We start from the raw sequence: 21,664 nt of genomic DNA on the forward strand, positions 1-21,664 counted from the left end.
CAGGTCGGACGGCGGCGCCGGTGCCGGATCGGCGGGCTCCTAGAGAACTGCTGAATCAGCCCTGCCGCGCCATCTCGGTGCTGTGCCGGCGCGGAATCGGCAGCAGCATGGACACCTCACGGCGGTAGTCGGCGTACTGGTGACCGAGCGCCGCGATCAGGTCGCGCTCCTCGAGCTGCGTGGCGATCAGGATGTAGCCCGTCATGCCGATCGAGAACAGCAGGTGTCCGGCCGTCATGACGGGCGCGGCCCAGAACGCGATGACCATGCCGAGCATCAGCGGGTGGCGCACCACCCGGTAGAGCAGGCGGACGCGGAATTCGATGCTGGTGTACGGCTGTTGGCGCGACGCCAGGTACACCTGCCGCAGCCCGAACAGGTCGAAGTGGTTGATCAGGAAGGTCGCCAGCAGCGCGATCGCCCAGCCGAGCCAGAACAGCGCCCACAGCACCCCGCGGGCCGCGGGCATCCGCACATCCCAGATCACCGTCGGCATCGTTCGCCATTGCCAATACAGCAGGGCCAGCACCACGCTCGAGAACAGCACGTAGGTGCTGCGCTCGATCGCCGACGGGACGAAGCGCGTCCACCAGCGCTTGAACCCGGGCCGGGCCATCACGCTGTGCTGGATCCCGAACAGGGCGACCAACGCCGCGTTGATCGGCATCGCCTCGGCGAGCGGCGCGGCGAGCCCGCGGTCGACGCTTCGTGGCACCGCGAAGTTGCCCACGAAGGCGATGAGATACAGAAAGGCCGCGAGGAAGAGCAGGTACGCCGCGGCGCCGTAACCAAGCGTCAAGTATCGCTTCATGGGCTTAGTGTCCGCCGCGTGGAAGCGCGCGACCATAGGTCGTTTGCCTCATCTTTGCCGGGCGGGGCACTAGGTATTTTTGACCAGTCCGTTGCGCAGCGCGTACATGCTGGCGCCGATGCGGTTCGATACGCCGATCTTGGCGTAAGTTCGCTCGACGTGGTTGCGGGCGGTTTTCTCGCTGATCACCAGCGACGCCGCGATGTCCTTGTTCGAGGCGCCGCGCGCGACCAGACACAGCACCTCGATCTCCCTGGGCGTCAAGCCGTCCGGGCGCACGTTGGGCCGTTGCGCCGGCTGGCCCGCCGCGTGCAGCACCGCCTCGACGGCCACCGACTCGAGTTCGCCGGCCTGCACCCGCCCGCGCAGCCGCCGGGCCGCCGCGTCCGGGGACATCGCTTCGCGGTACGGCCTGGGTTCGCAAGCGGACTGATAGGAGACCGCTGCCGCCAGGATGCGGTCCGGTAGGCCGAGCGCCGACCCGGCGAGCCCGCGCGGATATCCGGAGCCGTCCAGGCATTCGTGGTGGTTGCCCGCGACCTCCGCGAGCTGCCGAAGCGCCGGAACCAGGTTGAGGATGCGCACCGTCAGGTACGGGTGCAGCCTCACGCGTTCGAATTCCGCTGCCGTCAACGGCCCTTGCCGGGACCAGATCTGATTAGACACCCCGATGCGGCCCAGGTCGTGCACGTGACCGGCGCGCCGCGTCAACGCCACCGCGTCGGCGTCCACGCCCGCGGCCCGCGCCGCGTCCCCGGCGAGCCGGGCCACCGCGCGTGAATGGCCAAGGGTGAAAGGGCATTTCAAGTCGACGAAGTCGCCGAGCGCGACGAGCAGGGCGTCCAGCGACCGGTCGTCGAGACGGCCTTGATCGGGCGCCGCCGCCAATGCCGCCGCCCACGCGTCGCCGGCCGGCGGGCCGGCCAGGACCTCCTCCGCGTCGCGCAAGAACGCGTCGACGACCTTCGGATCGAACTGCCCGCCGCACCGGTCGCGCGCCATGGCCACGGCCCCGGCCACACCGTAGTTGCGGTGGTGCACCTCGACCATGTCGGCCATTTGGGCGATCCGCATCTGAATCGGAATCTCGTCGCCCTGCGCGCCGGCGGGCAGGCCGCCGCCGTCGTAGCGCTCGAACGCGAACGCCACCGCCGCCTGGACGTTGGGGCCCAAGCCGATTCGGTCGGCCAGCACCGCCGCCGAGGTGCAATGCGAGTGAATCAATCGGGAGATGTGGCCGCGCGCGTTGGCGAAAAGCGTTGCCATCAAGCTCAATCGGTGCGCCAACGGCTGGCCGCGGCCCACGTTGCCGGCCAGGAACCGCAGGTACGGCAGCCCAGACCAGTCGACCAGGTACGAGTCGTGGCGCACGGCGATGTCGTCGCCAAACCAGCGGGCGTATTCGTGGGAGTCGGCGTGACAGCCGATCCACATGACCAGCGTCGTGTAGTAGGTGCAGTCGCGTTGTTCCCGGTCGAGCGCGAGGCGGTCGGCGAGCCTGGTCGCGATGAGCGCCGCCCGCAGCATGTGCTCGGCGGGCTGCCCCAGGCCCAGGTCGATCGCCACCGACAGCGCCGCCAGCAGTTCGGCGCGGGTCGGCAATTCGGGCTCCGACATGGGCCTCATTGTGCCCAGCTCATCGGCCCGCGGTCAGCCGATTGGCGCAGTGCGCCCCACGCCGTGGTGGCGGGCGGCGTCGAACGTTTCGAAATGCCCCGAGCCGACGACGAACAGGCCGCGCTGCGGCGGCCGGAAACCGGCCAGCCGCGGCTGATCCGGCAGCGGGCCGACCGGTCCCAGGTCGGCCCCACGCCACGCGGCGCGCGAGTCCGTCACCGCCCACAACTGTGCCGGGGCGATCATGAAGCGCTGCCCGTTCGGCGCCGTCCCCGCGAGCCGGACCCGGCCGGCCCGCAGGGTGGGGCCGGCGGCCCGGCCCATGGCGGCCAGCATGGCCCGGTTCGTCCACGCGCGCGCCGGCAACCGGCCGCCCACCGCGCTCATCAGCCGGGTCGACGGGGTGGTGCCGATATCGATATGCCAGGCAAGCAGATTCGGGATCTCGACGAACAGCGACCAGGGGGTGACCCAGGCGACGTCGATGTCGCATTGCACCGCGTCGTTGGGGGTCGCCGAGCTGAAGAATCGGGCGCAGCTCTGCGGTCCCGGCGTGGTGGCGTAGAAGGTCCACTTCCCGTCGGGGTCGCGGTGCCACACCGATCGGTAGCCGGGCGAGAACGACGTGGCGGGAAAGTGCCGCAGCGCCAGATAGTGTCCGCTGGCGAACGGGAGGCCCATCACGCCGAAGCCGACGAAGCGTTCGTCGTCCCCGGCGGGCAGGCGGGGATTGCGCAGGACGGCCGTGGCGGCGTCCAGTGGGGTGCGTGCTGTGGTCATGTGTGAATGGTGCGCGCGGACGCGCCCGCACCGCATGGGGCGGCTGCCTCAAATCCTCGGCGCCGCGCCGTCGCGCAGTACGATCATGTGCTGATGGACGACCCGCAGCAGCGCATCGCCGAACTGGAACGCCAGCTCGCGCAGCAAAAGCGCATCACGGAGTTAGAGCGCCAGCTGGCCGACGCCAGGGCCGCCGCTGGAGGGGATCAACCCGTCGAGCGACGCCAACCGCAGCCCATCGCGTACGCCGCGCCAACGCGCAAGCGCGCCGGGGCCGGGTGGGTCTTGCCCGTCGTCGCGGTACTGGGCGGGGTGATCGGGTTGTGCGCCGGGGTCGGGGCGGCGGTGACCGCGGTCATCCCGTCGGCCGCGCTGTGGATGAGCCCGATCGTCTGCCGCAGCGGGTATGAGATGGCTTATAACACTTCGCATTACAGCTACAAGCCGGGCCAGTCGGGCACCACCGTGAGCTTCCAGTGCGTCGGCGACGGCGGCGCCTACGACGTCAACGACTTCGCGGTCTTCGCGTTGCAGTCCCTGCTCGCCGGGCTCGTGCTGTGCGTCGCCGCGGCCGTTGGCCGCGCGATCTGGCGCCGCACGCATCGCCGCACGCCCGGCGGGAGATAAAGGCGCGCCCTAGCGCCGCTTCACCGATTTCGGCGGCTTGGCGCCGCGGCCCTGCTGCCTGGCGGCCGCACGCCGTTCGCGCCGGGAGCCTCCCCCGGACACGCCCGCCGGCGTCTTCTGACCGTTGCCGCCGTTGCGCTGTACCTGCGCCGAGCCGTCCTCCGACGGGCCCGAGTAGGTCATCGCCGGCGCCTCGTTCTCGATTCCCTTGGCGCGCAATTGGGTTGGCGCCTCTTCGCGCGCGGGCGGGGCGGTCTCGCCCTGATCGGCCGCGGCTCCGAGTTCCTTGAGTCCCTCCGGCGTTTCCACCGGGGCGACCTGCGGGCTCGGGACCGCCTCGACCGTCACGTTGAACAGGAAGCCGACCGACTCCTCTTTCATGCCGTCGAGCATGGCCATGAACATGTCGTAACCCTCGCGCTGGTATTCCACCAGCGGGTCGCGCTGCGCCATCGCGCGCAGCCCGATGCCCTCCTTGAGGTAGTCCATCTCGTAGAGGTGTTCGCGCCACTTGCGGTCGATGACGTTGAGCAGCACGTTGCGTTCGAGTTGACGCATCGCGCCCTCGCCGGCGATCTCCTCGAGCTCGGCTTCCCTTGCGGCATAAGCGCGTTCGGCGTCCTTGAGCAGCTCGTCGAGCAGCTCCTCGCGGGTGAGGTCGTCGCGCTCGGAGTCGGCGTCCAGGCGCATCAACGTGTGGTGGTCGATGCCGACCGGGTACAGCGTCTTCAGCGCCGTCCACAGCGCTTCGAGGTCCCAATCCTCGGCGTAGCCGTCGGCGGTCGCGCCGGTGACGTAGGCGGTGACCACGTCGCGGACCATGTCGAGCGCCTGCTCCTTGACGTTCTCGCCCTCCAGGATGCGGCGGCGCTCGGCGTAGATCACCTTGCGCTGCTGGTTCATCACCTCGTCGTACTTGAGGACGTTTTTTCTGACCTCGAAGTTCTGCTGCTCGACCTGCGTCTGGGCGCTCTTGATCGCGCGGGTGACCATCTTGGCCTCGATCGGCACGTCGTCGGGCAGGTTCAGCCGGTTCAGCATCGCCTCGAGGGCGGCGCCGTTGAAGCGGCGCATGAGCTCGTCGCCCAGCGACAGGTAGAAGCGCGACTCCCCCGGGTCGCCCTGGCGGCCGGAGCGGCCGCGCAGCTGGTTGTCGATGCGTCGCGACTCGTGGCGTTCGGTCCCCAGCACGTACAGGCCGCCGGCCTCGACCACCTCGGCGGCCTCCTTGCCGGCCTCCTCCTTGACCTTCGGCAGCTCCTCGTGCCACGCGGCCTCGTACTCGTCGGGGGTCTCCACCGGATCCAGGCCACGCTCGCGCAGCCGCTGGTCGGTGAGGAAGTCGACGTTGCCGCCCAGCACGATGTCGGTGCCGCGGCCGGCCATGTTGGTGGCCACGGTGACCCCGCCGCGCCGGCCGGCCACCGCGACGATGCCGGCCTCCTGCTCGTGGTACTTGGCGTTGAGCACGTTGTGCGGCACGCGGCGCTTCTGGAACTGCCGCGACAGGTACTCGGAGCGCTCGACGCTGGTGGTGCCGATCAGCACCGGCTGGCCCTTCTCGTAGCGCTCGACGACGTCGTCGACCACCGCGATGTACTTGGCCTCCTCGGTCTTGTAGATCAGGTCGGACTGGTCGGCGCGGACCATCGGCTTGTTGGTCGGGATGGGCACCACCCCGAGCTTGTAGATCTCGTGCAGCTCGGCCGCCTCGGTCTGGGCGGTACCGGTCATGCCGGCGAGCTTGTCGTAGAGCCGGAAGTAGTTCTGCAGCGTGATGGTGGCCAGCGTCTGGTTCTCGGCCTTGATCTCGACGTGCTCCTTGGCCTCGATGGCCTGGTGCATGCCCTCGTTGTAACGGCGGCCGTAGAGCACGCGGCCGGTGAACTCGTCGACGATGAGCACCTCGCCGTCGCGGACGATGTAGTCCTTGTCGCGGTTGAACAGCTCTTTGGCCTTCAGCGCGTTGTTGAGGTAGCTGACCAGCGGCGAGTTGGCGGCCTCGTAGAGGTTGTCGATGCCGAGCTGGTCCTCGACGAACTCGACGCCCAGCTCGTGCACCCCGACCGTGCGTTTGCGCAGGTCCACCTCGTAGTGGACGTCCTTCTCCATCAGCGGCGCCAGCCGGGCGAACTCGAGGTACCAGTTGGAGGCGCCGTCGGCGGGCCCGGAGATGATCAGCGGGGTGCGGGCCTCGTCGATCAGGATGGAGTCGACCTCGTCGACGATGGCGAAGTTGTGCCCGCGCTGCACCAGGTCGTCGAGTGAATGCGCCATGTTGTCGCGCAGGTAGTCGAAGCCGAACTCGTTGTTGGTGCCGTAGGTGATGTCGGCGGCGTACGCCACCCGCCGCTCGTCGGGCGTCATCTGCGCGAGGATCACGCCGACGTCCAGGCCGAGGAAGCGGTGCACGCGGCCCATCCACTCGCTGTCGCGTTTGGCCAGGTAGTCGTTGACCGTGACGACGTGCACGCCCTTGCCGCCGATGCCGTTGAGGTAGGCCGGCAGCACCGAGGTCAGCGTCTTGCCCTCACCGGTCTTCATCTCGGCGACGTTGCCGAAGTGCAGCGCCGCGGCGCCCATCACCTGCACGTCGAACGGGCGCTGGTCGAGCACCCGCCAGGCCGCCTCGCGGGCCACCGCGAACGCCTCGGGCAGCAGGTCGTCGAGGCTTTCGCCGTCGGCGTGCCGCTTCTTGAACTCGTCGGTCTTGGCGCGCAGCTCCGCGTCGGTGAGCTTTTCGACCTCGTCGGACAAGGTGTTGACGTAGTCAGACACCCGCTTGAGACGCTTGAGCATGCGACCTTCGCCGAGGCGCAGCAACTTCGACAGCACAGCAATGTCCCCTGTTGGTAGGAGTCTTTCGTTAGGCGACTCCCATGGTAGGTGACGACCCGCTGAGAGCCGGCGAACCTCAGGACAGCCTGATCAGCCCGTAGTCGTAGGCGTGGCGGCGGTACACCACGCACGGCCGTTCGGTCTGCTTGTCGTGGAACAGGAAGAAGTCGTGCCCGACGAGCTCCATCTCGTAGAGCGCGTCGTCGACCGTCATCGGCCTGGCCGGGTGTTCCTTGGTCCGCACGATCCGGCCGGGCTCGTGGTCGGTGTCGGCGCCGTCATGGTCGACGGGCGGCTCGGGCGTGGGTTCGGGGCGCGGCGGTGGCACGACCGCGGTGGCGGCGGCCAGCGACACCGGGGTCTTGTCGCCGTAGTGGACTTTGCGGCGGTCCTTGGCGCGGCGCAACCGGTTCTCGAGTTTGTCGACCGCGGACTCGAACGCCGCGTAGAAGCTGTCGGCGCAGGCCTCCGCGCGGCTCACCGGCCCACGGCCGCGGGCGGTGATCTCCACGCGTTGACACGACTTGCGCTGTCGGCGGTTGGGCGCGTGTTTGAGCTCGACATCGAAGAGATAGATGGAGCGATCGAACCGTTCGAGGCGGGCGAGTTTCTGGGAGACGTACACCCGGTAGTGGTCGGGGATTTCTACATTGCGGCCCTTGAAGACGACTTCGGCTTCGGTCATCGCCGGTGGGGCTTGGCCGTCGGTTTGCGTCGGCGGTGGGTCAAGAATTTGACCGGAATCCACGGATAGCCTTGACATACGTGACAACTCGTTTCTCTTTCACGTCGCACGCGCCCTGCGTGCCCGGCTTGCTTACGACGCGCCGACGAGGTGGGGAGAGCGGGTCTTTGGGTAAATCACCGCTGCAGGCTGCTCGCCGATGCAAGGTGTCGAATACTCACCCCTTCCCGCGAGTGGGGTCTCAACCTGGGAATGCCGCGACCAGTGAGTCAGACCAGTGAGTTGATTAACGTTGTTCTCGACGTTAGCTCTTGTTCGCCTCGCCATGCCACTGATTTCGCGGAGCTGTTGCGAGTTCTTCACATACTCTTGGCGGCCGCACAGCCTCACGCGGCCGCGACCGTGAGCACGGCCGCGACTCGGACGCCGGCGGCGTCCAGCGCCCGCACCGATTCGCGGGCCGTCGCCCCGGTGGTGACGATGTCGTCGATGATCAAGACCTCGCCACGCGGCCGCGTCCCGCGCAGGAGCACCCGGCCCGCGACGTTGCGCTCGCGGGCGCCCGTGCCAAGCCCCACCGAGTCGCGAGCGAGCGCCCTCATCCGCAGCGCCGGGGCGACCGTGATGGCCGGGTGGCCCGCCACCGCGGCGCGCGCCAGCCTCGTGACCGGGTCGCCGCCGCGCCGGCGCGCCGCCGAACGACGCGTCGGCGCCGGCACCACGGCCAGCGGGGTCTCGACGATGCCCCACGACAGCAGCCGGTGCACGCCGGTGGCCAGCGCCCGCGCCAACGGGCCGACGAGATCGGCGCGGCCGTGCTCCTTGAGCGCCAGGATCGCCTGCCGGCGGGCGCCGGCGTAGCGGCCGAGCGCGAACACCGGCACCCCCGGGTCGACGCGGGGGCTCACCACATGCGGCTGGTCGGCGGTCACCCTCAACTCCCGGGCGCAGGCCGCACACCAGCGGGTCGACGGGGCGCCGCAGCCGCCGCACTGCAGCGGCAGGATGAGGTCGAGCATGGGGGTCAGTGTCGCGGGCGGGGGTGACAAGCGGGTCAGCCCGGCAGCACCGGCGCGGCCCCGAACACCATCAGCCCGGGCACCTCGGACCAGCCCTGCTGGCCCTCGGCCGCCGCCGCCGAATACTGCAGCACCCCTTGGGACGCGCCGACGTAGACGGTCGACGGGTTGGCCGCGACCGTCAGCACCGGCATCTGCAGGCCGCGGGCGGGCGCGTCGGAGTTCACCCCGTCGAGGTTGACGTAGGACACCGGGTGGCTGGGGTCGGTGCGGGTCACCACGATGTCGTCGCCCGTGCGCCACGACAGCGAGACCACCGAGTTGCCCAGCCCGAAGCCGAGCCGCCGCGGATACGTCAGGGCGTACTGGCCGGCCTGGGTCTGCTCGACGCTGGCCATAATCACCTGACCGCCGATCACCATCGCGGCCCGCGTGCTGTCGCGGGACAGCTGCAGGTCGGTGATCGGGCCCGGGAACCGGCTGGACACGGCCACGGAATCGACCGGGATGCGGGCGGGTTGGCCCGAGGCCGGTTCCTGGATCGCGCGCAACACGTTGTTGCCGTCCACCACCACCCAGACCGCGTCGTCCAGCGACCAGCTCGGCCGCGACAGGCCGTGCCCGTCGGCGGACTGCACCGCCTCGCCGCCGAGGTCGCCGATCCACAGCGACGCCGCCTCGTCGGGCGCGCCGCGGTGCAGGGTCACGACCGACGCCACCTGCCGCCCGCTGCGCGACAGCGCCGCGCCGGTCTGGTCGCCCATGCGCCCGAACGCCCCGGGCACGTTCGCGAAGTGCTGGCCGTCCAGCGACACCAGCGACCCGTTCACCAAAGCGTGCAGCCCCGCGCCCGCGCCGTCGGCCACGCCCGGATCGGTGGCGGCGACGTCGGAGGTGGTCCAGCCCTCGGCGAACCTGTCGTCCAGCGGCGCGCCGTCGGCGTTGATCACATACGGCCCCCGGATGTCCGCCCGGGCCAGCGTCCAAATGATCTGCGCCGCAAGCAAAGCCCGGCTGTGCGGATCGGTGGTGGACAGCTTCTCCAGTTCGATGCGCGCGCCGCCGTAGCCGCGCCCGATGCCGTTCTTGCCGCCATCGGCGCGGGTCACCGGCCCGCGCAGCCGCAGCGGCGGGGCGAGCAGGTTGCGGACCGTGTGCGCCATCTCGGGCCGCGGCCCGGCGATCAGCTTGGAGACCAACTCGGTGGCCAGCTGATCGTGGTCGGCTACCGCGACGTAGCGCGGATCCGGAACCACCGTCTTGCCGGTCGGGTCGGCGAAGTACAGCGTGTTGCGCTTGTAGGTCGACTGGAACTGCTGCCAGTCCAGGAAGACCCCGTTGGGCAGCCGGTCGATCCGCCACCCGCCGGAGGTCTTCACCAGCTCGATCGGGCCCGGGTCGGGCAGCACCCCCTCGGCCGTTTCGAACACCCCCATGTCCGACAGCGACCCCAGGATGTCCGCCCGCATGGTCGCCGAAACCCGTTCGGCTGCACGGGTTTCCACGAACACCACGTGGTCGATCAGCAGCGCGCTACCGGCGTCATCCCAGGCGTTGGAGGCCGACTGGGTCAGGAACTGCCGCGCGGCCAGATGCCGGTTCGCGGGATCGGCTGTGGCCTTGAGGAATTCGCGCAGCAGCACGTCGGGATCCATGCCCGGCGTCGGCTTGGGCAGATTCGACGGCGCCGGCCGCTCGACCGTGCCGATGGCCTGTGGCGCCGACGAGCTGGGCACGCCGGCGCAGCCCGCCAGCAGCACCGCGAGCAGCAGCAGCCCGATCAGGCGCCGCATCACCCGCTCCTCTCGGCCGGTTCACGCAGCCGCGAACGTTCTTTCGCCGGCGGTGGGGTCGCCGGGCCCGTGGTGGCCGTCGGCGGGATGGGCTTCATGGGCAGCGGGCTGGTGGTCACCTTGTGGCCGCGAACCAGCGGGAGCGTCAGCCGGAAGCAGGAACCCTCGCCGGGCTCGCCCCACGCCTCCAGCCGGCCCTGGTGCAGGCGCGCGTCCTCCACGCTGATCGCCAGGCCGAGCCCGGTGCCGCCGGACCGGCGCACCCGCGACGGGTCGGCCCGCCAGAACCGGCTGAACACCAGTTTCTCCTCGCCGGGCCGAAGGCCCACCCCGTAGTCGCGCACGGTGACCGCGACGGTGTCCTCGTCGGCGCCCATCCGGATCTGCACCGGCTTGTGCTCGGCGTGGTCGATGGCGTTGGCGATCAGGTTGCGCAGGATCCGCTCCACCCGCCGGGTGTCGACCTCGGCGATCACCTCCTCGTCGGGCAGGTCGACGAGCAGCTCGATGCCGGCGTCCTCGGCCAGGTGGCCCACGTTGCCGAGCGCGCTCTGCACGGTGGTGCGCAGGTCCACCGCCTCGACCGACAGCTCGGCGACACCGGCGTCGTGGCGCGAGATCTCCAGCAGGTCGTTGAGCAGCGACTCGAACCGGTCCAGCTCGTTGACCATCAGCTCGGTGGACCGGCGCAACGTCGGGTCAAGATCCTCGCTGTGGTCGTAGATCAGGTCGGCGGCCATCCGGACCGTGGTCAGCGGCGTGCGGAGTTCGTGGCTGACGTCGGAGGTGAACCGGCGCTGCAGGTTGCCGAACTCCTCGAGCTGGGTGATCTGGCGGGACAGGCTTTCCGCCATGTCGTTGAACGACACCGCCAGCCGGGCCATGTCGTCCTCGCCGCGGACCGGCATCCGCTCGGACAGGTGGCCCTCGGCGAACCGTTCGGCGATCCGCGACGCCGACCGCACCGGGACCACCACCTGGCGGGACACCAGCAGGGCGATCCCGGCGAGCAGCACCAGCAGCACGGCGCCGCCGGTGATCATGGTGCCGCGGACCAGCGTGATGGTGGCCTGCTCGTTCTTCAACGGGAAGATGAGGTACAGCTCCAGGTTGGCCACCTGCGAGGAGGCCGGCGTCCCCATGATCAGCGCCGGGCCGGAGAAGCCGTCGGTGTGCACGGTGGCGTACTGGTAGGACGCCTGCCCGGCCTTGACGAACCCGCGCAGGGAATTGGGCACCTGGTCGACGGGCCCGGCCGTGGTGGCCGCGCGCGGCCCGTCACCCGGCACGATCAGCACCGCGTCGAAGGCGCCGGCCAGCCCCGCGCCGGACGCCGGGTCGGTCTTGGAGGTCAACGTGTTGCGGGCCAGCTGCAGGCTGCTGTCCAGCGAGCGGGTCTCTTCACCGCTGACGATCCCGCCGACGGTGGTGCGCGCGCGCTCGATCTGCTCGATGCCGGCCCTGACCTTCACGTCGAGCACCCGATTGGTGACCTGAGAAGTCAACACGAAGCCGAGCGCCAGGATCACCGCCAGCGAGAGCCCGAGGGTCAGCGCGACGACACGCAGCTGCAACGACCGGCGCCAAGCAACGGCCACGGCGCGACTCACCGCACCCATGCCGCGGGTCATGGGACCCGAGCGCCCCCAGCGGCTTCTAGTCCGTCGCGGCGAGCGCCAAATCAACGACGCTCCCGGATCACGGAGGTCCGGCCTTGTATCCCACTCCTCGAACGGTCAGCACCACGGTCGGGTTCTCCGGGTCCTTCTCAACCTTGGCCCGCAGACGCTGGACGTGCACGTTCACCAGGCGGGTGTCCGCCGGGTGCCGGTAGCCCCACACCTGTTCGAGCAGCACATCACGAGTAAACACCTGCCGCGGTTTGCGCGCCAACGCGACCAGCAGGTCGAACTCCAGCGGCGTCAGGGAGATCTGCTCGCCGTTGCGGGTGACCTTGTGCGCCGGCACGTCGATCTCGACGTCGGCGATGGAGAGCATCTCCGCCGGCTCGTCGTCGTTGCGCCGCAGCCGCGCCCGCACCCGCGCCACCAGCTCCTTGGGCTTGAACGGCTTCATGATGTAGTCGTCGGCGCCGGACTCGAGCCCGAGGACGACGTCCACGGTGTCGGTCTTGGCCGTCAGCATGACGATCGGCACGCCCGAATCGGCACGCAGCACGCGACAGACGTCGATGCCGTTCATGCCGGGCAGCATCAGGTCCAACAACACCAGATCGGGGCGCAGTTCGCGCACCGCGGTCAGGGCCTGGGTGCCGTCACCGATGACCGCGGTGTCGAAACCCTCCCCACGCAACACGATGGTGAGCATCTCGGCCAGCGAAGCGTCGTCATCGACGACGAGAATCCTTTGCCTCATGGAGTCCATGGTGTCACCAGATCGGGACAAACCCGGCACGCCACACGGGCGTTTCGTGCCCGATACCGCCAAATCGTGACAATTCTGTGCTAACCGGCGGTCAAAGTCGCCGCCAGCTCGGCCGGATCGACGTCCGCGTCGGCGACCAGCCAGGGCCCGCCCCAGCTCGCGGCGGCCAGCTCGGCGTACACCGCGCCGGTGCGCAGCTGCAGTTGGTCGTCGCGCTCGTAGCTGTCGCGGGCCCGCCCGGGATCGGACTGGGCCCGGCTGCGGGCGCGCTGCCCGGCCAGCTCCACCGGCACCGCGAGCAGCACCTGCCAGTCGGGCGCGGGCAGCCGCAGCCGCCGGTACTCGAGCTCGAGCACCCACGTGGCCGCCGCGCCGGCCGCGTCCTCGTGCAGGCGCGCGGCGCTGTAGGCCGCGTTGGACGCGACGTAGCGATCCAGGATCACCACGTCGTGGTCGCGGCAAAGCGCCTCGATGTCCTCGACGGCCCCCGCCCGGTCGAGCGCGAACAGCATCGCCATCGCGTAGACCGACGACGCGAGATCCCCGTGCTGGCCATGCAGGGCCTCGGCCGCGACGTCGGCGGTCACCGATTGGCCGTAGCGCGGAAAAGCCGTGATAGCCACGGACTTTCCCGCCGCCTGGAAGGCTTTGCGCAGGCCCTCGGACAACGTCCGCTTGCCCGCGCCGTCCACCCCTTCGATCGCGATGAGCACGGCGCCGAGCCTATCGCCGCTGCCGGCGGAAAGCCGCGCGAACGTGCGGCTGGCCGCACACTCGGCGCCGAACGTGCGGCTGGCCGCATGCTCGGCACAACCGGCTCAGTAGCGGTAGTGGTCGGCCTTGTAGGGGCCGTCGACGTCGACGCCGATGTACTCGGCCTGCTCCTTGGTCAGCTTGGTCAGCGTGCCGCCGAGCGCCTCGACGTGGATGCGGGCCACCTTCTCGTCGAGGTGCTTGGGCAGCCGGTAAACCTCGTTGTCGTACTCGTCGTTCTTGGTCCACAGCTCGATCTGGGCGATCACCTGGTTGGAGAAGCTGTTGCTCATCACGAACGACGGGTGGCCGGTGGCGTTGCCCAGGTTCAGCAGCCGGCCCTCCGACAGCAGGATGATCGACTTGCCGCTGTCGGGGAACGTCCACACGTCGACCTGGGGGCGGATGTTGGTCTTGGTGGCGCCGGAGCGCTCCAGCTGGGCCACCTGGATCTCGTTGTCGAAGTGGCCGATGTTGCCCAGCACGGCGTAGTCCTTCATCGCCTTCATGTGCTCGAGGGTGATGATGTCCTTGTTGCCGGTCGCGGTGATGACGATGTCCGCGGTGCCGATCGCGTCCTCGACGGTCTCGACGTCGTAGCCCTCCATCAGGGCCTGCAGCGCGTTGATCGGGTCGATCTCGGTGACGACGACGCGCGCACCCTGGCCCTTGACCGAGTCGGCGCAGCCCTTGCCCACGTCGCCGTAGCCGCAGACCAGCACTTTCTTGCCGCCGATCAGCACGTCGGTGCCGCGGTTGATGCCGTCGATCAGGGAGTGCCGGCAGCCGTACTTGTTGTCGAACTTGGACTTGGTCACCGAGTCGTTGACGTTGATCGCCGGGAAGGCCAGGTCGCCGGCCGCGGCGAACTGGTAGAGCCGCAGCACGCCGGTGGTGGTCTCCTCGGTGACGCCCTTGACGGACTCCGAGATCTTGGTCCACTTGTCCTTGTCGGTCTCGAAGCGGTTGCGCAGCAGCTCCAAGAAGACCTTCCACTCGGTGGGGTCGTCCTCCTCGGCGGGCGGCACCACGCCTGCCTTTTCGTACTGCGCGCCGCGCAGCACCAGCATGGTGGCGTCGCCGCCGTCGTCGAGGATCATGTTGGCCGGCTCGTCGGGCCAGGTCAGCATCTGCTCGGCGGCCCACCAGTACTCCTCGAGCGTCTCGCCCTTCCACGCGAACACCGGGACGCCCTTGGGCTCCTCGGGCGTGCCGTAGGGGCCGACGACCACCGCGGCGGCGGCGTGGTCCTGGGTGGAGAAGATGTTGCACGACGCCCAGCGAACCTGCGCACCCAGCGAGACGAGGGTCTCGATGAGCACCGCGGTCTGCACGGTCATGTGCAGCGAGCCCGAGATCCGTGCGCCCTTGAGCGGCTGCACTTCGGCGTACTCGCGGCGCAGCGACATCAGACCCGGCATCTCCTGCTCGGACAGCTCGATGTCCCGGCGACCGTATTCCGCCAACGACAGGTCGGCGACCTTGAAATCGATGCCGTTGCGGACGTCGGCGGTCAGCGAGCTTTCGGTCGTCGTCATAAAAGTTCTCATTCCTTCTGCGGCTTAGGTTCCAAGCGGATTACTTAGCTTAGGTATACGCTCTTGCGCCACTGTAGTCGGCGGCCCCGGCCCGCCGTCAGGGGACGTTGACGACGCCGTGCCGCTCGGCGAACGGCGTCATCAGCCGCGCCAGATCGGCCGCCACATCTCCCCCACCTTCGGCGGGAGGTGCCCCCAGATCGGCCTCGGGCGGCATCGACACGTAACTCATCGCCAGCCGCACGATCGCCCGCGCCAGCACGCCGGCATCCTCGTCGCTGGTGGCCACCCAGCTCTGGGTGAAGGCGGTGCTCAGCCGCTCCGACGCCCGGGTGATGATCGGGCCGCTGTCGGTGGTGATGATCTGCAGCAGGTCCGGCTTGGCGACGCCGGTCAGCAGGGAGATCACCAGCGGGTCGGCCGCCGACTCCGCGAAGAAGGCACGAAAACCCTGCAGAAACGCTTCGTAGATGTTGCCCACGTTGGCGTCGATCGCGCCTCCGACCGCGTCGACCAGCCGGTCGGCCAGGCGCAGGGCGTACCCCTGCGCCAGGCCTTGCCGCGAGCCGAACTCGTTGTAGATGGTCTGCCGGCTGATGCCCGCGGCACGGGCGACGTCCGACAGCGTGATGGCGGACCAGTCGCGGCTGCCCAGCAGCTCGCGCATCGCGTCCAGCACCGAGTCGCGCAGCAGGACGCGCGACGCCTCGGGGTAGGGCATCCGCTTCACAGGCGCGACAATAGCCGCTTTCACGGCGGCGCTGGTGCCGATCACGACCGGGCTATCTCCACCATTTCGAAGTCGGATTTCGCGGCGCCGCAGTCCGGGCAGCTCCAGTCGTCGGGGATGTCGTCCCAACGGGTTCCGGGCGCGATGCCGTCCTCGGGCCAGCCCTTGGCCTCGTCGTACTCGAACCCGCACTGCACGCAGATGAAGAGCTTGTAATCGGTCATCGGATGGCTCCTATCTCCTGGAAATCGATCTTTTCGCGCACCGCGCAATCCGGGCAGCACCAGTCGTCGGGGATGTCGCCGAAGGGCGTGCCCGCGGGAAAGCCTTCCCGCGGATCGCCTTTCGCCTCGTCGTAGGTGTAGTCGCAGCCCGGGCAGCGGTAGGCCGTCATGCCGACGCCCCGTAGCGGGCCAGCACCCGCTCGCGCACCCGCGGGTGGATGTTGACCTTGGTGATGTCGCCGTCGTAGTGCTCGAGCACCCGGTGGTCCATCACCCTGCGCCACAGCGGCGGCACGTAGGTCAGCGAGATCATCGACGCGTAGCCGCTTGGCAGGTTGGGCGCGCCTTCCATGCTGCGCAGCGTCTGGTAGCGGCGAGTGGGGTTGGCATGGTGGTCGCTGTGCCGCTGCAGGTGGTAGAGGAACAGGTTGGTGACGACGTGGTCGGAGTTCCAGCTGTGCACCGGCGCGCAGCGCTCGTAGCGACCGTTCGCGTTCTGCTGCCGCAACAGCCCGTAGTGCTCCAGATAGTTGACGGCCTCGAGCAGGCTGAAGCCGAAGACGGCCTGGATGATCACGAACGGGATGAGCGCCGGGCCGAAGACCGCGATCAGCACGCCCCACAACACGATTGACATCAGCCACGCGTTGAGGACGTCGTTGGACAGATACGTGGCCGGGTTCCACGGGTTCTTGTCCTGGCGGCGCAGGCGCTGGGCCTCCAGCCGCAGCGACGAGCGCAGGCTGCCGAACACGCTGCGCGGCAAGAACTCCCAGAAGGTCTCCCCGAAGCGGGCCGACGCGGGGTCTTCCGGCGTGGACACCCGCACGTGGTGGCCGCGGTTGTGCTCGATGTAGAAGTGGCCGTAGCAGGTCTGCGCCAGGGTGATCTTGGACAGCCACCGCTCCAGCGCGTCCTTCTTGTGGCCCATTTCGTGGGCGGTGTTGATGCCGACGCCGCCGAGGACGCCCACCGACAGCGCCACGCCCAGCTTGCCCGCCCAGCCCAGCGGGCCTCCCGAACCAGGTGGGAAGCCCAGCCAGCTCAGGTTCGAGGCGGTGAACAGGTACGCGCCGAAGACCACGCTGAGGTACTGGAACGGGATGAAGATGTAGGTGCAGTAGCGGTAGTACTTGTCGTTCTCCAGCTGCTCCATCACCTCGTCGGGCGGGTTCTGCCCGTCGGGCCCGAAGCGCAGGTCCAGGATCGGCAGCAGGACGTAGACCAGGATCGGCCCGATCCACAGCGGCGCCTGTGCGGCGGCGTGCCAGCCGAGCTGGTTGAGCCCCCAGACGATCGGCAGCATCACGAACAGCGCCGTCGGGGCGATCAGTCCCATCAGCCAGAGGCGCCGCTTCTTGTCCCGCCAGACGGGCGGCTCGGCCGCTTCCGGGTTTAACTGCCGTTCGACTGTGGTCATATGCCAAACCTCCTTGTGAGTCACACCACGCTTGGGGTTGACAATATCGACTATTACGTCTCCTGTCTAGACACAGAGTGCCCTTTTGTAAAGCGCCTCGTTGAGCGTGCGTCCATGGCGTCGAATGTGCAGTGAGGTCGCGGACCGGGCCCGTTTTCCGCCCGGGGCGCACCGCGAAAGCCGCAAGCGCACGCCAAGGCCCGGCGCGCACACCGGACGAGCTGATCTGCGCCCGCTGGCCTATGCCGCGGTGGAAGTCGCGTCGGGGTCGGGTTCCTTGTCGGGATGCCCGGCGTCGCGCGTGCCCTGCACGGAGTGCCGGTAGCCGTAGCCGACGTAGATCGCGGTTCCCACCACGAGCCAGACGCCGAACCGCACCCAGGTCAGCGCGGTGAGGTTGAGCATCAGCCACACGCAGGCGCAGATCGACGCGATCGGCAGGGCCGGCACCCACGGCGCCCGGAAGCCACGCTCCAGGTCGGGGCGGGTGCGGCGCAGCACGACGACGCCGGCCGAGACCAGGACGAACGCGAACAGCGTGCCGACGTTCACCATCTCCTCGAGCTTGGCGATCGGAAACACCGAGGCCGTCGCGGCCACGACGATCGCGACGAGCACCGTGATGCGCACCGGGGTGCCGCGCGCACCGGTCTTGGCCAACTGCCGGGGCAGCAGGCCGTCGCGCGCCATCGCGAACAGGACGCGGCACTGGCCGAGCATCAGAACCATGACCACGGTGGTCAGTCCGGCGAGCGCCCCGATGGCGATGATCTTGCTGGCCCAGTTGATGCCGTTGGCCGTGAACGCCGTGGCCAGGTTCGCCGGCTTGTGGCCGGGCGCGGTCTTGAGTTGGGTGTAGGACACCATCCCGGACAACACCACCGACACCGCCACGTAGAGCACGGTCACGATGGCCAGCGACGCGAGGATGCCCCGCGGGACGTCGCGTTGCGGGTTCTTGGTCTCCTCGGCCATGGTGGCGACGATGTCGAACCCGATGAACGCGAAGAACACGATCGAGGCGCCGGCCAGCACGCCGTACCAGCCGTAATGGCTGCTGTGTGCCCCGGTCAGCAGCGACAGCACCGACTGGTTGACGCCGGAGGCCTCGTGCCCGGCCTCGGGCTTGGGAATGAACGGGGAATAGTTGGAGGCCTTGATATAGAAGGCTCCGACGACGACCACCAGCAGCACCACCGACACCTTGATGCCGGTGATCACCGCGGAGAACCGCGAGGACAGCTTGGTGCCCAGCGCGATCAGGGTCGCCACCCCGGCGACGATCAGCAGCGCGCCCCAGTCCAGGTTGACCGACCCGAACTGACTGGTGCCGCCGGCGAATCCGAACACGTTGCCCAGGTAGCTCGACCATCCCTTGGCCACGACCGCCGCGCCGATGGCCAGCTCGAGCAGCAGGTTCCAGCCGATGATCCAGGCCAGGAATTCGCCGAAGGTGGCATAAGAGAAGGTGTAGGCGCTGCCGGCGACCGGCAGGGTCGAGGCGAACTCGGCGTAGCACAGCGCCGCGAGCGCGCAGGTGACGGCCGCGATCACGAACGAGATCCAGATCGCCGGGCCGGTGATGTCCCCCGTTGTCGACGCGGTCACCGTGAAAATTCCGGCGCCGATCACCACGGCCACCCCGAAGACGACCAGGTCCAGCCAGGTCAGCTCCTTGCGTAGCCGGGTGTCGGGCTCATCGGTGTCGGCGATCGATTGTTCGACCGACTTCATGCGCCATCGATTGGCCATCCGCCGCCCTTTCCCAACGCGTGGGACCCATTGGTCCGTCACAGTACTGGGTACTCTGCCGAGATGCCGGACACCAAAGCAAACACCAGGGACCATGCGGTGGTCATCGGAGCGAGCATCGCCGGCCTGTCCGCCGCGCAGGTGCTCTCCGACGCCTATGCCCGGGTCACCGTCTACGAACGCGACGAGTTGCCGAGCACGCCGACGAACCGGGCGACGGTCCCCCAGGACCGGCACCTGCACATGCTGATGGCCCGTGGCGCAATGGAGTTCGAGAGCCTGTTCCCCGGCCTGCTGCAAGACATGGTCGCCGCCGGGGTGCCGATGCTGGAGAACCGGCCCGATTGCATTCACCTCGGCGCCGCCGGTCACGTGCTCGGGACCGGGCACACCCTGCGCGACGAATTCACCGCGTACGTGCCCAGCCGCCCTCACCTGGAGTGGCAGTTGCGCAAACGGGTCCAGGACACCGCCAACGTCACGATCGCGCGGCGCTCGGTGGCCGAACCGCGGTTCGACCCGGTGCGTCAACGGGTGACCGGGGTGCTGCTGGATCCGGCGGGCGACGGCGGCGGGGAGCCGGAATTCGTTGCCGCGGACCTCGTCGTCGACGCGGCCGGCGGGGGCACCCGGCTGCCGGTCTGGCTGACGCAATGGGGATACGAGCGGCCGGAAGAGGAAGTCCTCGACATCGGCATCTACTACGCCACCCAGCAGTTCCGCATCCCCGACGGGCTGATCGCCGAGAAGGTGGTGGTCGCCGGCGCCTCGCACGACAAGTCGCTGGGGCTGGGCATGCTGTGCTACGAGGACGGCACCTGGGTGCTGACCACCTTCGGGGTGGCGAATGTCAAACCGCCGCAGACCTTTCCCGAGATGCTGGCGCTGGCCGAGGAGCTGGTGCCGGCGCACGTGAACGCGGCGCTCAAGCAGGCCGAGCCCATCGGCGAGCCGGCGTTCCACGCCTTCCCGGCCAGCAAGTGGCGGCGCTACGACAAGCTGGACCGCCTACCCGCCGGCATCCTCCCGTTCGGCGACGCCGTGGCCAGCTTCAACCCCACCTTCGGGCAGGGCATGACGATGACCTCGCTGCAGGCTGGGCATCTGCGCCGCGCGCTGCAGCTGCCCGACGACGAGGTGGCCACCGCGCTGAGCCGGGCGACGGCCAAGAGCACCTTCCCGGTCTGGACGATGAACGCCATCGGCGACGTCACCTTCCACCACGCCGAGCCGAAGCAGCCCGCCCCGTGGTGGTGGCGGCCGTCCGGCGCGCTGTTCGACCAGTTCCTCGGGGCCGCGGAGACCGATCCCGTTCTGGCGGAATGGTTTTTGCGGCGGTTCTCGCTGCTGGACAGCCTTTACATGGTTCCGCCGCCGCGCATCGTCGGCCGGACCATCGCACACAACATGCGGCTGTGGCTGGGCGAGCGCCGCCAGGCTGTGAAGCACAGGCGCGCCGTCACAGTCCCACAGTCGCCCTGAACAACTTGGTGGGCTCGCGCGCGACCAGCCGGATCGGGGCGTCGTCGGCCGCCACCCACGCGGCCATCCCTCGCTGCAGCGTCAGCGATCCGGACTTGCCGTGCACCGTCGTGCAGCCCTCGGTGCACAGCAGGATCTGCGGGCCCTCGTGGCTGCACGACGCGTCGACCTCGTGACCCAGATACTCGCCGTCAAGCTCCAGCAGCGCGACGGCGAACTCGTCGGCCGGGGTCTCGTAGATCAGGCCGAAGCCCTCGCGGCGCATCGGGGCCCGCACCTGCTCCTCGGTGGTGGGCGTGAAGTTCAGCACCCGCAACAGCTCGGGGACGTCGACGTGCTTGGGGGTCAGGCCGCCGCGTAACACGTTGTCCGAGTTGGCCATCACCTCCAGCGCGAAGCCGCGCAGGTAGGTGTGCAGGCTGCCGGCCGAAACGAAGATCGCCTCGCCCGGGGCCAGCGTGATGCGGTTCAGCAGCAGTGCCGCCAGCACGCCGGCGTCGCCGGGGTAGCGCTCCCCCAGCTCCAGCACCGTCTTGACCTCGCCGGCGAATTCCGTTGCCCCGGAGCTGATGTACTGGATGGCGCCGTCCAGCACCGCGGGCACCAGCACGTCGATGTCGGGCTGCGGCGCGGTGATCCAGGTGGTGAACAGCGCGCGCAGGCCGTCGGCGTCGGATTGGTCGTTGAGCAGGTCGATGAACGGGTCGAGGTCGGAGACGGCCAGCGCCCGCAGCAGCTCGATGGTGCGCGAGGCCTGGCGGAATCCGGCGAGCGCCTCGAACGGCTGCAGCGCCACCAGCAGTTCGGGTTTGTGCGACGTGTCGCGGTAGTTGCGCACCGGGGAGGTCAGCGGAATGCCCAGCCGCTCCTCCCGCAGGTAGCCCTCGGCGGCCTGGGCCGCGCTCGGGTGGGCCTGCAGCGACAGTGGCTCGTCGGCCGCGAGCACCTTGACCAGGAACGGCAGCACGTCACCGAACCGGGCCCGCGCCCCGGGACCGAGCTGGCCCTCCGGGTCGGCGACCAGCGCGTCGAGCAAAGAGATCTCGCCCGCGTCCGTTTCCAGCCAGGCCGGGTCGCCGGGGTGGGCGCCGAACCAGAGCTCGGCCTCGGGATGGGCGGCCGGTACCGAACGCCCGGTGAATTCGGCTATGGCGGTACGCGATCCCCAGGCGTACGTCCGCAACGCCCCGCGAAGCAGTTCCACTGTTCT

19 protein-coding genes are annotated in these 21,664 nt (G+C 69.2%); 2 read left to right on the forward strand and 17 right to left on the reverse strand.

Annotated features, from left to right (window positions below; genetic code table 11):
• Nucleotides 1-55 precede the first annotated feature (55 nt).
• The 3 genes from mddA to A5730_RS21405 form a co-directional block, all read right to left on the reverse strand.
• Nucleotides 56-811 carry a methanethiol S-methyltransferase gene (mddA, locus tag A5730_RS21395; protein ID WP_067905201.1) on the reverse strand — a complete coding sequence of 252 codons (756 nt, stop codon included), beginning with the start codon at nucleotides 809-811 and terminating at the stop codon, nucleotides 56-58.
• Nucleotides 812-880: 69 nt separating this feature from the next.
• Nucleotides 881-2,428, reverse strand: coding sequence for an HD domain-containing phosphohydrolase (locus tag A5730_RS21400; RefSeq protein ID WP_082946945.1), 1,548 nt, complete (start codon nucleotides 2,426-2,428; stop codon nucleotides 881-883).
• Nucleotides 2,429-2,461: 33 nt separating this feature from the next.
• Nucleotides 2,462-3,208, reverse strand: coding sequence for a hypothetical protein (locus tag A5730_RS21405; protein WP_067905002.1), 747 nt, complete (start codon nucleotides 3,206-3,208; stop codon nucleotides 2,462-2,464).
• A gap of 93 nt (nucleotides 3,209-3,301) precedes the next feature.
• Between A5730_RS21405 and A5730_RS21410 the strand changes: the two genes are divergently transcribed.
• A complete protein-coding gene (locus A5730_RS21410; protein ID WP_156745883.1) occupies nucleotides 3,302-3,835 on the forward strand; it encodes a hypothetical protein in 534 nt (177 codons plus the stop codon).
• A gap of 9 nt (nucleotides 3,836-3,844) precedes the next feature.
• Here A5730_RS21410 and secA read toward each other — a convergent pair whose 3' ends face one another.
• From secA to A5730_RS21475, 13 genes are all read right to left on the reverse strand, one after another.
• Nucleotides 3,845-6,670: a preprotein translocase subunit SecA gene (secA, locus tag A5730_RS21415; protein ID WP_067905007.1), complete on the reverse strand. Its 2,826-nt coding sequence runs from the start codon at nucleotides 6,668-6,670 to the stop codon at nucleotides 3,845-3,847.
• Between the two features lie 79 nt (nucleotides 6,671-6,749).
• Nucleotides 6,750-7,421 carry a ribosome hibernation-promoting factor, HPF/YfiA family gene (hpf, locus tag A5730_RS21420; RefSeq protein ID WP_067905010.1) on the reverse strand — a complete coding sequence of 224 codons (672 nt, stop codon included), beginning with the start codon at nucleotides 7,419-7,421 and terminating at the stop codon, nucleotides 6,750-6,752.
• Between the two features lie 323 nt (nucleotides 7,422-7,744).
• Entirely contained in the window at nucleotides 7,745-8,377 is a 633-nt protein-coding gene (locus tag A5730_RS21425) for a ComF family protein (RefSeq protein ID WP_067905013.1), read from the reverse strand.
• A 35-nt stretch (nucleotides 8,378-8,412) separates the two neighbouring features.
• Nucleotides 8,413-10,170, reverse strand: coding sequence for an MtrAB system accessory lipoprotein LpqB (gene lpqB, locus A5730_RS21430; protein ID WP_156745884.1), 1,758 nt, complete (start codon nucleotides 10,168-10,170; stop codon nucleotides 8,413-8,415).
• Complete coding sequence (gene mtrB, locus A5730_RS21435; RefSeq protein ID WP_082946939.1) at nucleotides 10,170-11,855, reverse strand: MtrAB system histidine kinase MtrB; 1,686 nt, start codon at nucleotides 11,853-11,855, stop codon at nucleotides 10,170-10,172. The genes lpqB and mtrB overlap by 1 nt, the downstream gene beginning before the upstream one ends.
• A gap of 13 nt (nucleotides 11,856-11,868) precedes the next feature.
• Nucleotides 11,869-12,555 carry a two-component system response regulator MtrA gene (gene mtrA / locus A5730_RS21440; protein WP_007168097.1) on the reverse strand — a complete coding sequence of 229 codons (687 nt, stop codon included), beginning with the start codon at nucleotides 12,553-12,555 and terminating at the stop codon, nucleotides 11,869-11,871.
• 80 nt (nucleotides 12,556-12,635) lie between these two features.
• The gene (locus tag A5730_RS21445) at nucleotides 12,636-13,268 is read right to left on the reverse strand and encodes a dTMP kinase (protein WP_067905021.1); all 633 of its coding nucleotides are present in this window, start codon (nucleotides 13,266-13,268) and stop codon (nucleotides 12,636-12,638) included.
• A 105-nt stretch (nucleotides 13,269-13,373) separates the two neighbouring features.
• Complete coding sequence (gene ahcY, locus A5730_RS21450; protein ID WP_055399088.1) at nucleotides 13,374-14,846, reverse strand: adenosylhomocysteinase; 1,473 nt, start codon at nucleotides 14,844-14,846, stop codon at nucleotides 13,374-13,376.
• 97 nt (nucleotides 14,847-14,943) lie between these two features.
• On the reverse strand, nucleotides 14,944-15,567 hold the full coding sequence (locus A5730_RS21455) for a TetR family transcriptional regulator (RefSeq protein ID WP_055399178.1): 624 nt from the start codon (nucleotides 15,565-15,567) through the stop codon (nucleotides 14,944-14,946).
• Between the two features lie 50 nt (nucleotides 15,568-15,617).
• Nucleotides 15,618-15,800, reverse strand: coding sequence for a rubredoxin (locus A5730_RS21460; RefSeq protein WP_055399090.1), 183 nt, complete (start codon nucleotides 15,798-15,800; stop codon nucleotides 15,618-15,620).
• Nucleotides 15,797-15,970 carry a rubredoxin gene (locus tag A5730_RS21465; protein ID WP_067905024.1) on the reverse strand — a complete coding sequence of 58 codons (174 nt, stop codon included), beginning with the start codon at nucleotides 15,968-15,970 and terminating at the stop codon, nucleotides 15,797-15,799. Before A5730_RS21465 ends, A5730_RS21460 begins: the two co-directional genes overlap by 4 nt.
• Nucleotides 15,967-17,220 carry an alkane 1-monooxygenase gene (locus A5730_RS21470; RefSeq protein ID WP_067905027.1) on the reverse strand — a complete coding sequence of 418 codons (1,254 nt, stop codon included), beginning with the start codon at nucleotides 17,218-17,220 and terminating at the stop codon, nucleotides 15,967-15,969. The genes A5730_RS21465 and A5730_RS21470 overlap by 4 nt, the downstream gene beginning before the upstream one ends.
• 240 nt (nucleotides 17,221-17,460) lie before the next feature.
• The gene (locus tag A5730_RS21475) at nucleotides 17,461-18,972 is read right to left on the reverse strand and encodes an APC family permease (RefSeq protein ID WP_067905030.1); all 1,512 of its coding nucleotides are present in this window, start codon (nucleotides 18,970-18,972) and stop codon (nucleotides 17,461-17,463) included.
• 99 nt (nucleotides 18,973-19,071) lie between these two features.
• Here A5730_RS21475 and A5730_RS21480 point away from each other — a divergent pair, with 99 nt between their 5' ends.
• On the forward strand, nucleotides 19,072-20,454 hold the full coding sequence (locus A5730_RS21480; RefSeq protein WP_197506312.1) for an NAD(P)/FAD-dependent oxidoreductase: 1,383 nt from the start codon (nucleotides 19,072-19,074) through the stop codon (nucleotides 20,452-20,454).
• On the opposite strand, the gene manA is transcribed toward A5730_RS21480, so the two are convergent.
• Nucleotides 20,432-21,658: a mannose-6-phosphate isomerase, class I gene (gene manA / locus A5730_RS21485; protein ID WP_067905037.1), complete on the reverse strand. Its 1,227-nt coding sequence runs from the start codon at nucleotides 21,656-21,658 to the stop codon at nucleotides 20,432-20,434. The two genes, A5730_RS21480 and manA, sit on opposite strands and share 23 nt — an antisense overlap.
• Between the last annotated feature and the right edge of the window lie 6 nt (nucleotides 21,659-21,664).

The organism is Mycobacterium sp. ACS4054, assembly GCF_001667275.1.
Classification (GTDB): Bacteria; Actinomycetota; Actinomycetes; order Mycobacteriales; family Mycobacteriaceae; genus Mycobacterium.

What these genes read in the sequence shown, in the direction of transcription:
- mddA (WP_067905201.1), bottom strand. Translation starts at nt 811, where the DNA reads ATGAAGCGATACTTGACGCTTGGTTACGGCGCCGCGGCGTACCTGCTC.
- A5730_RS21400 (WP_082946945.1), bottom strand. Translation starts at nt 2,428, where the DNA reads ATGTCGGAGCCCGAATTGCCGACCCGCGCCGAACTGCTGGCGGCGCTG.
- A5730_RS21405 (WP_067905002.1), bottom strand. Translation starts at nt 3,208, where the DNA reads ATGACCACAGCACGCACCCCACTGGACGCCGCCACGGCCGTCCTGCGC.
- A5730_RS21410 (WP_156745883.1), top strand. Translation starts at nt 3,302, where the DNA reads ATGGACGACCCGCAGCAGCGCATCGCCGAACTGGAACGCCAGCTCGCG.
- A5730_RS21425 (WP_067905013.1), bottom strand. Translation starts at nt 8,377, where the DNA reads ATGCTCGACCTCATCCTGCCGCTGCAGTGCGGCGGCTGCGGCGCCCCG.
- lpqB (WP_156745884.1), bottom strand. Translation starts at nt 10,170, where the DNA reads ATGCGGCGCCTGATCGGGCTGCTGCTGCTCGCGGTGCTGCTGGCGGGC.
- mtrA (WP_007168097.1), bottom strand. Translation starts at nt 12,555, where the DNA reads ATGGACTCCATGAGGCAAAGGATTCTCGTCGTCGATGACGACGCTTCG.
- ahcY (WP_055399088.1), bottom strand. Translation starts at nt 14,846, where the DNA reads ATGACGACGACCGAAAGCTCGCTGACCGCCGACGTCCGCAACGGCATC.
- A5730_RS21455 (WP_055399178.1), bottom strand. Translation starts at nt 15,567, where the DNA reads ATGCCCTACCCCGAGGCGTCGCGCGTCCTGCTGCGCGACTCGGTGCTG.
- A5730_RS21460 (WP_055399090.1), bottom strand. Translation starts at nt 15,800, where the DNA reads ATGACCGATTACAAGCTCTTCATCTGCGTGCAGTGCGGGTTCGAGTAC.
- A5730_RS21465 (WP_067905024.1), bottom strand. Translation starts at nt 15,970, where the DNA reads ATGACGGCCTACCGCTGCCCGGGCTGCGACTACACCTACGACGAGGCG.
- A5730_RS21470 (WP_067905027.1), bottom strand. Translation starts at nt 17,220, where the DNA reads ATGACCACAGTCGAACGGCAGTTAAACCCGGAAGCGGCCGAGCCGCCC.
- A5730_RS21475 (WP_067905030.1), bottom strand. Translation starts at nt 18,972, where the DNA reads ATGGCCAATCGATGGCGCATGAAGTCGGTCGAACAATCGATCGCCGAC.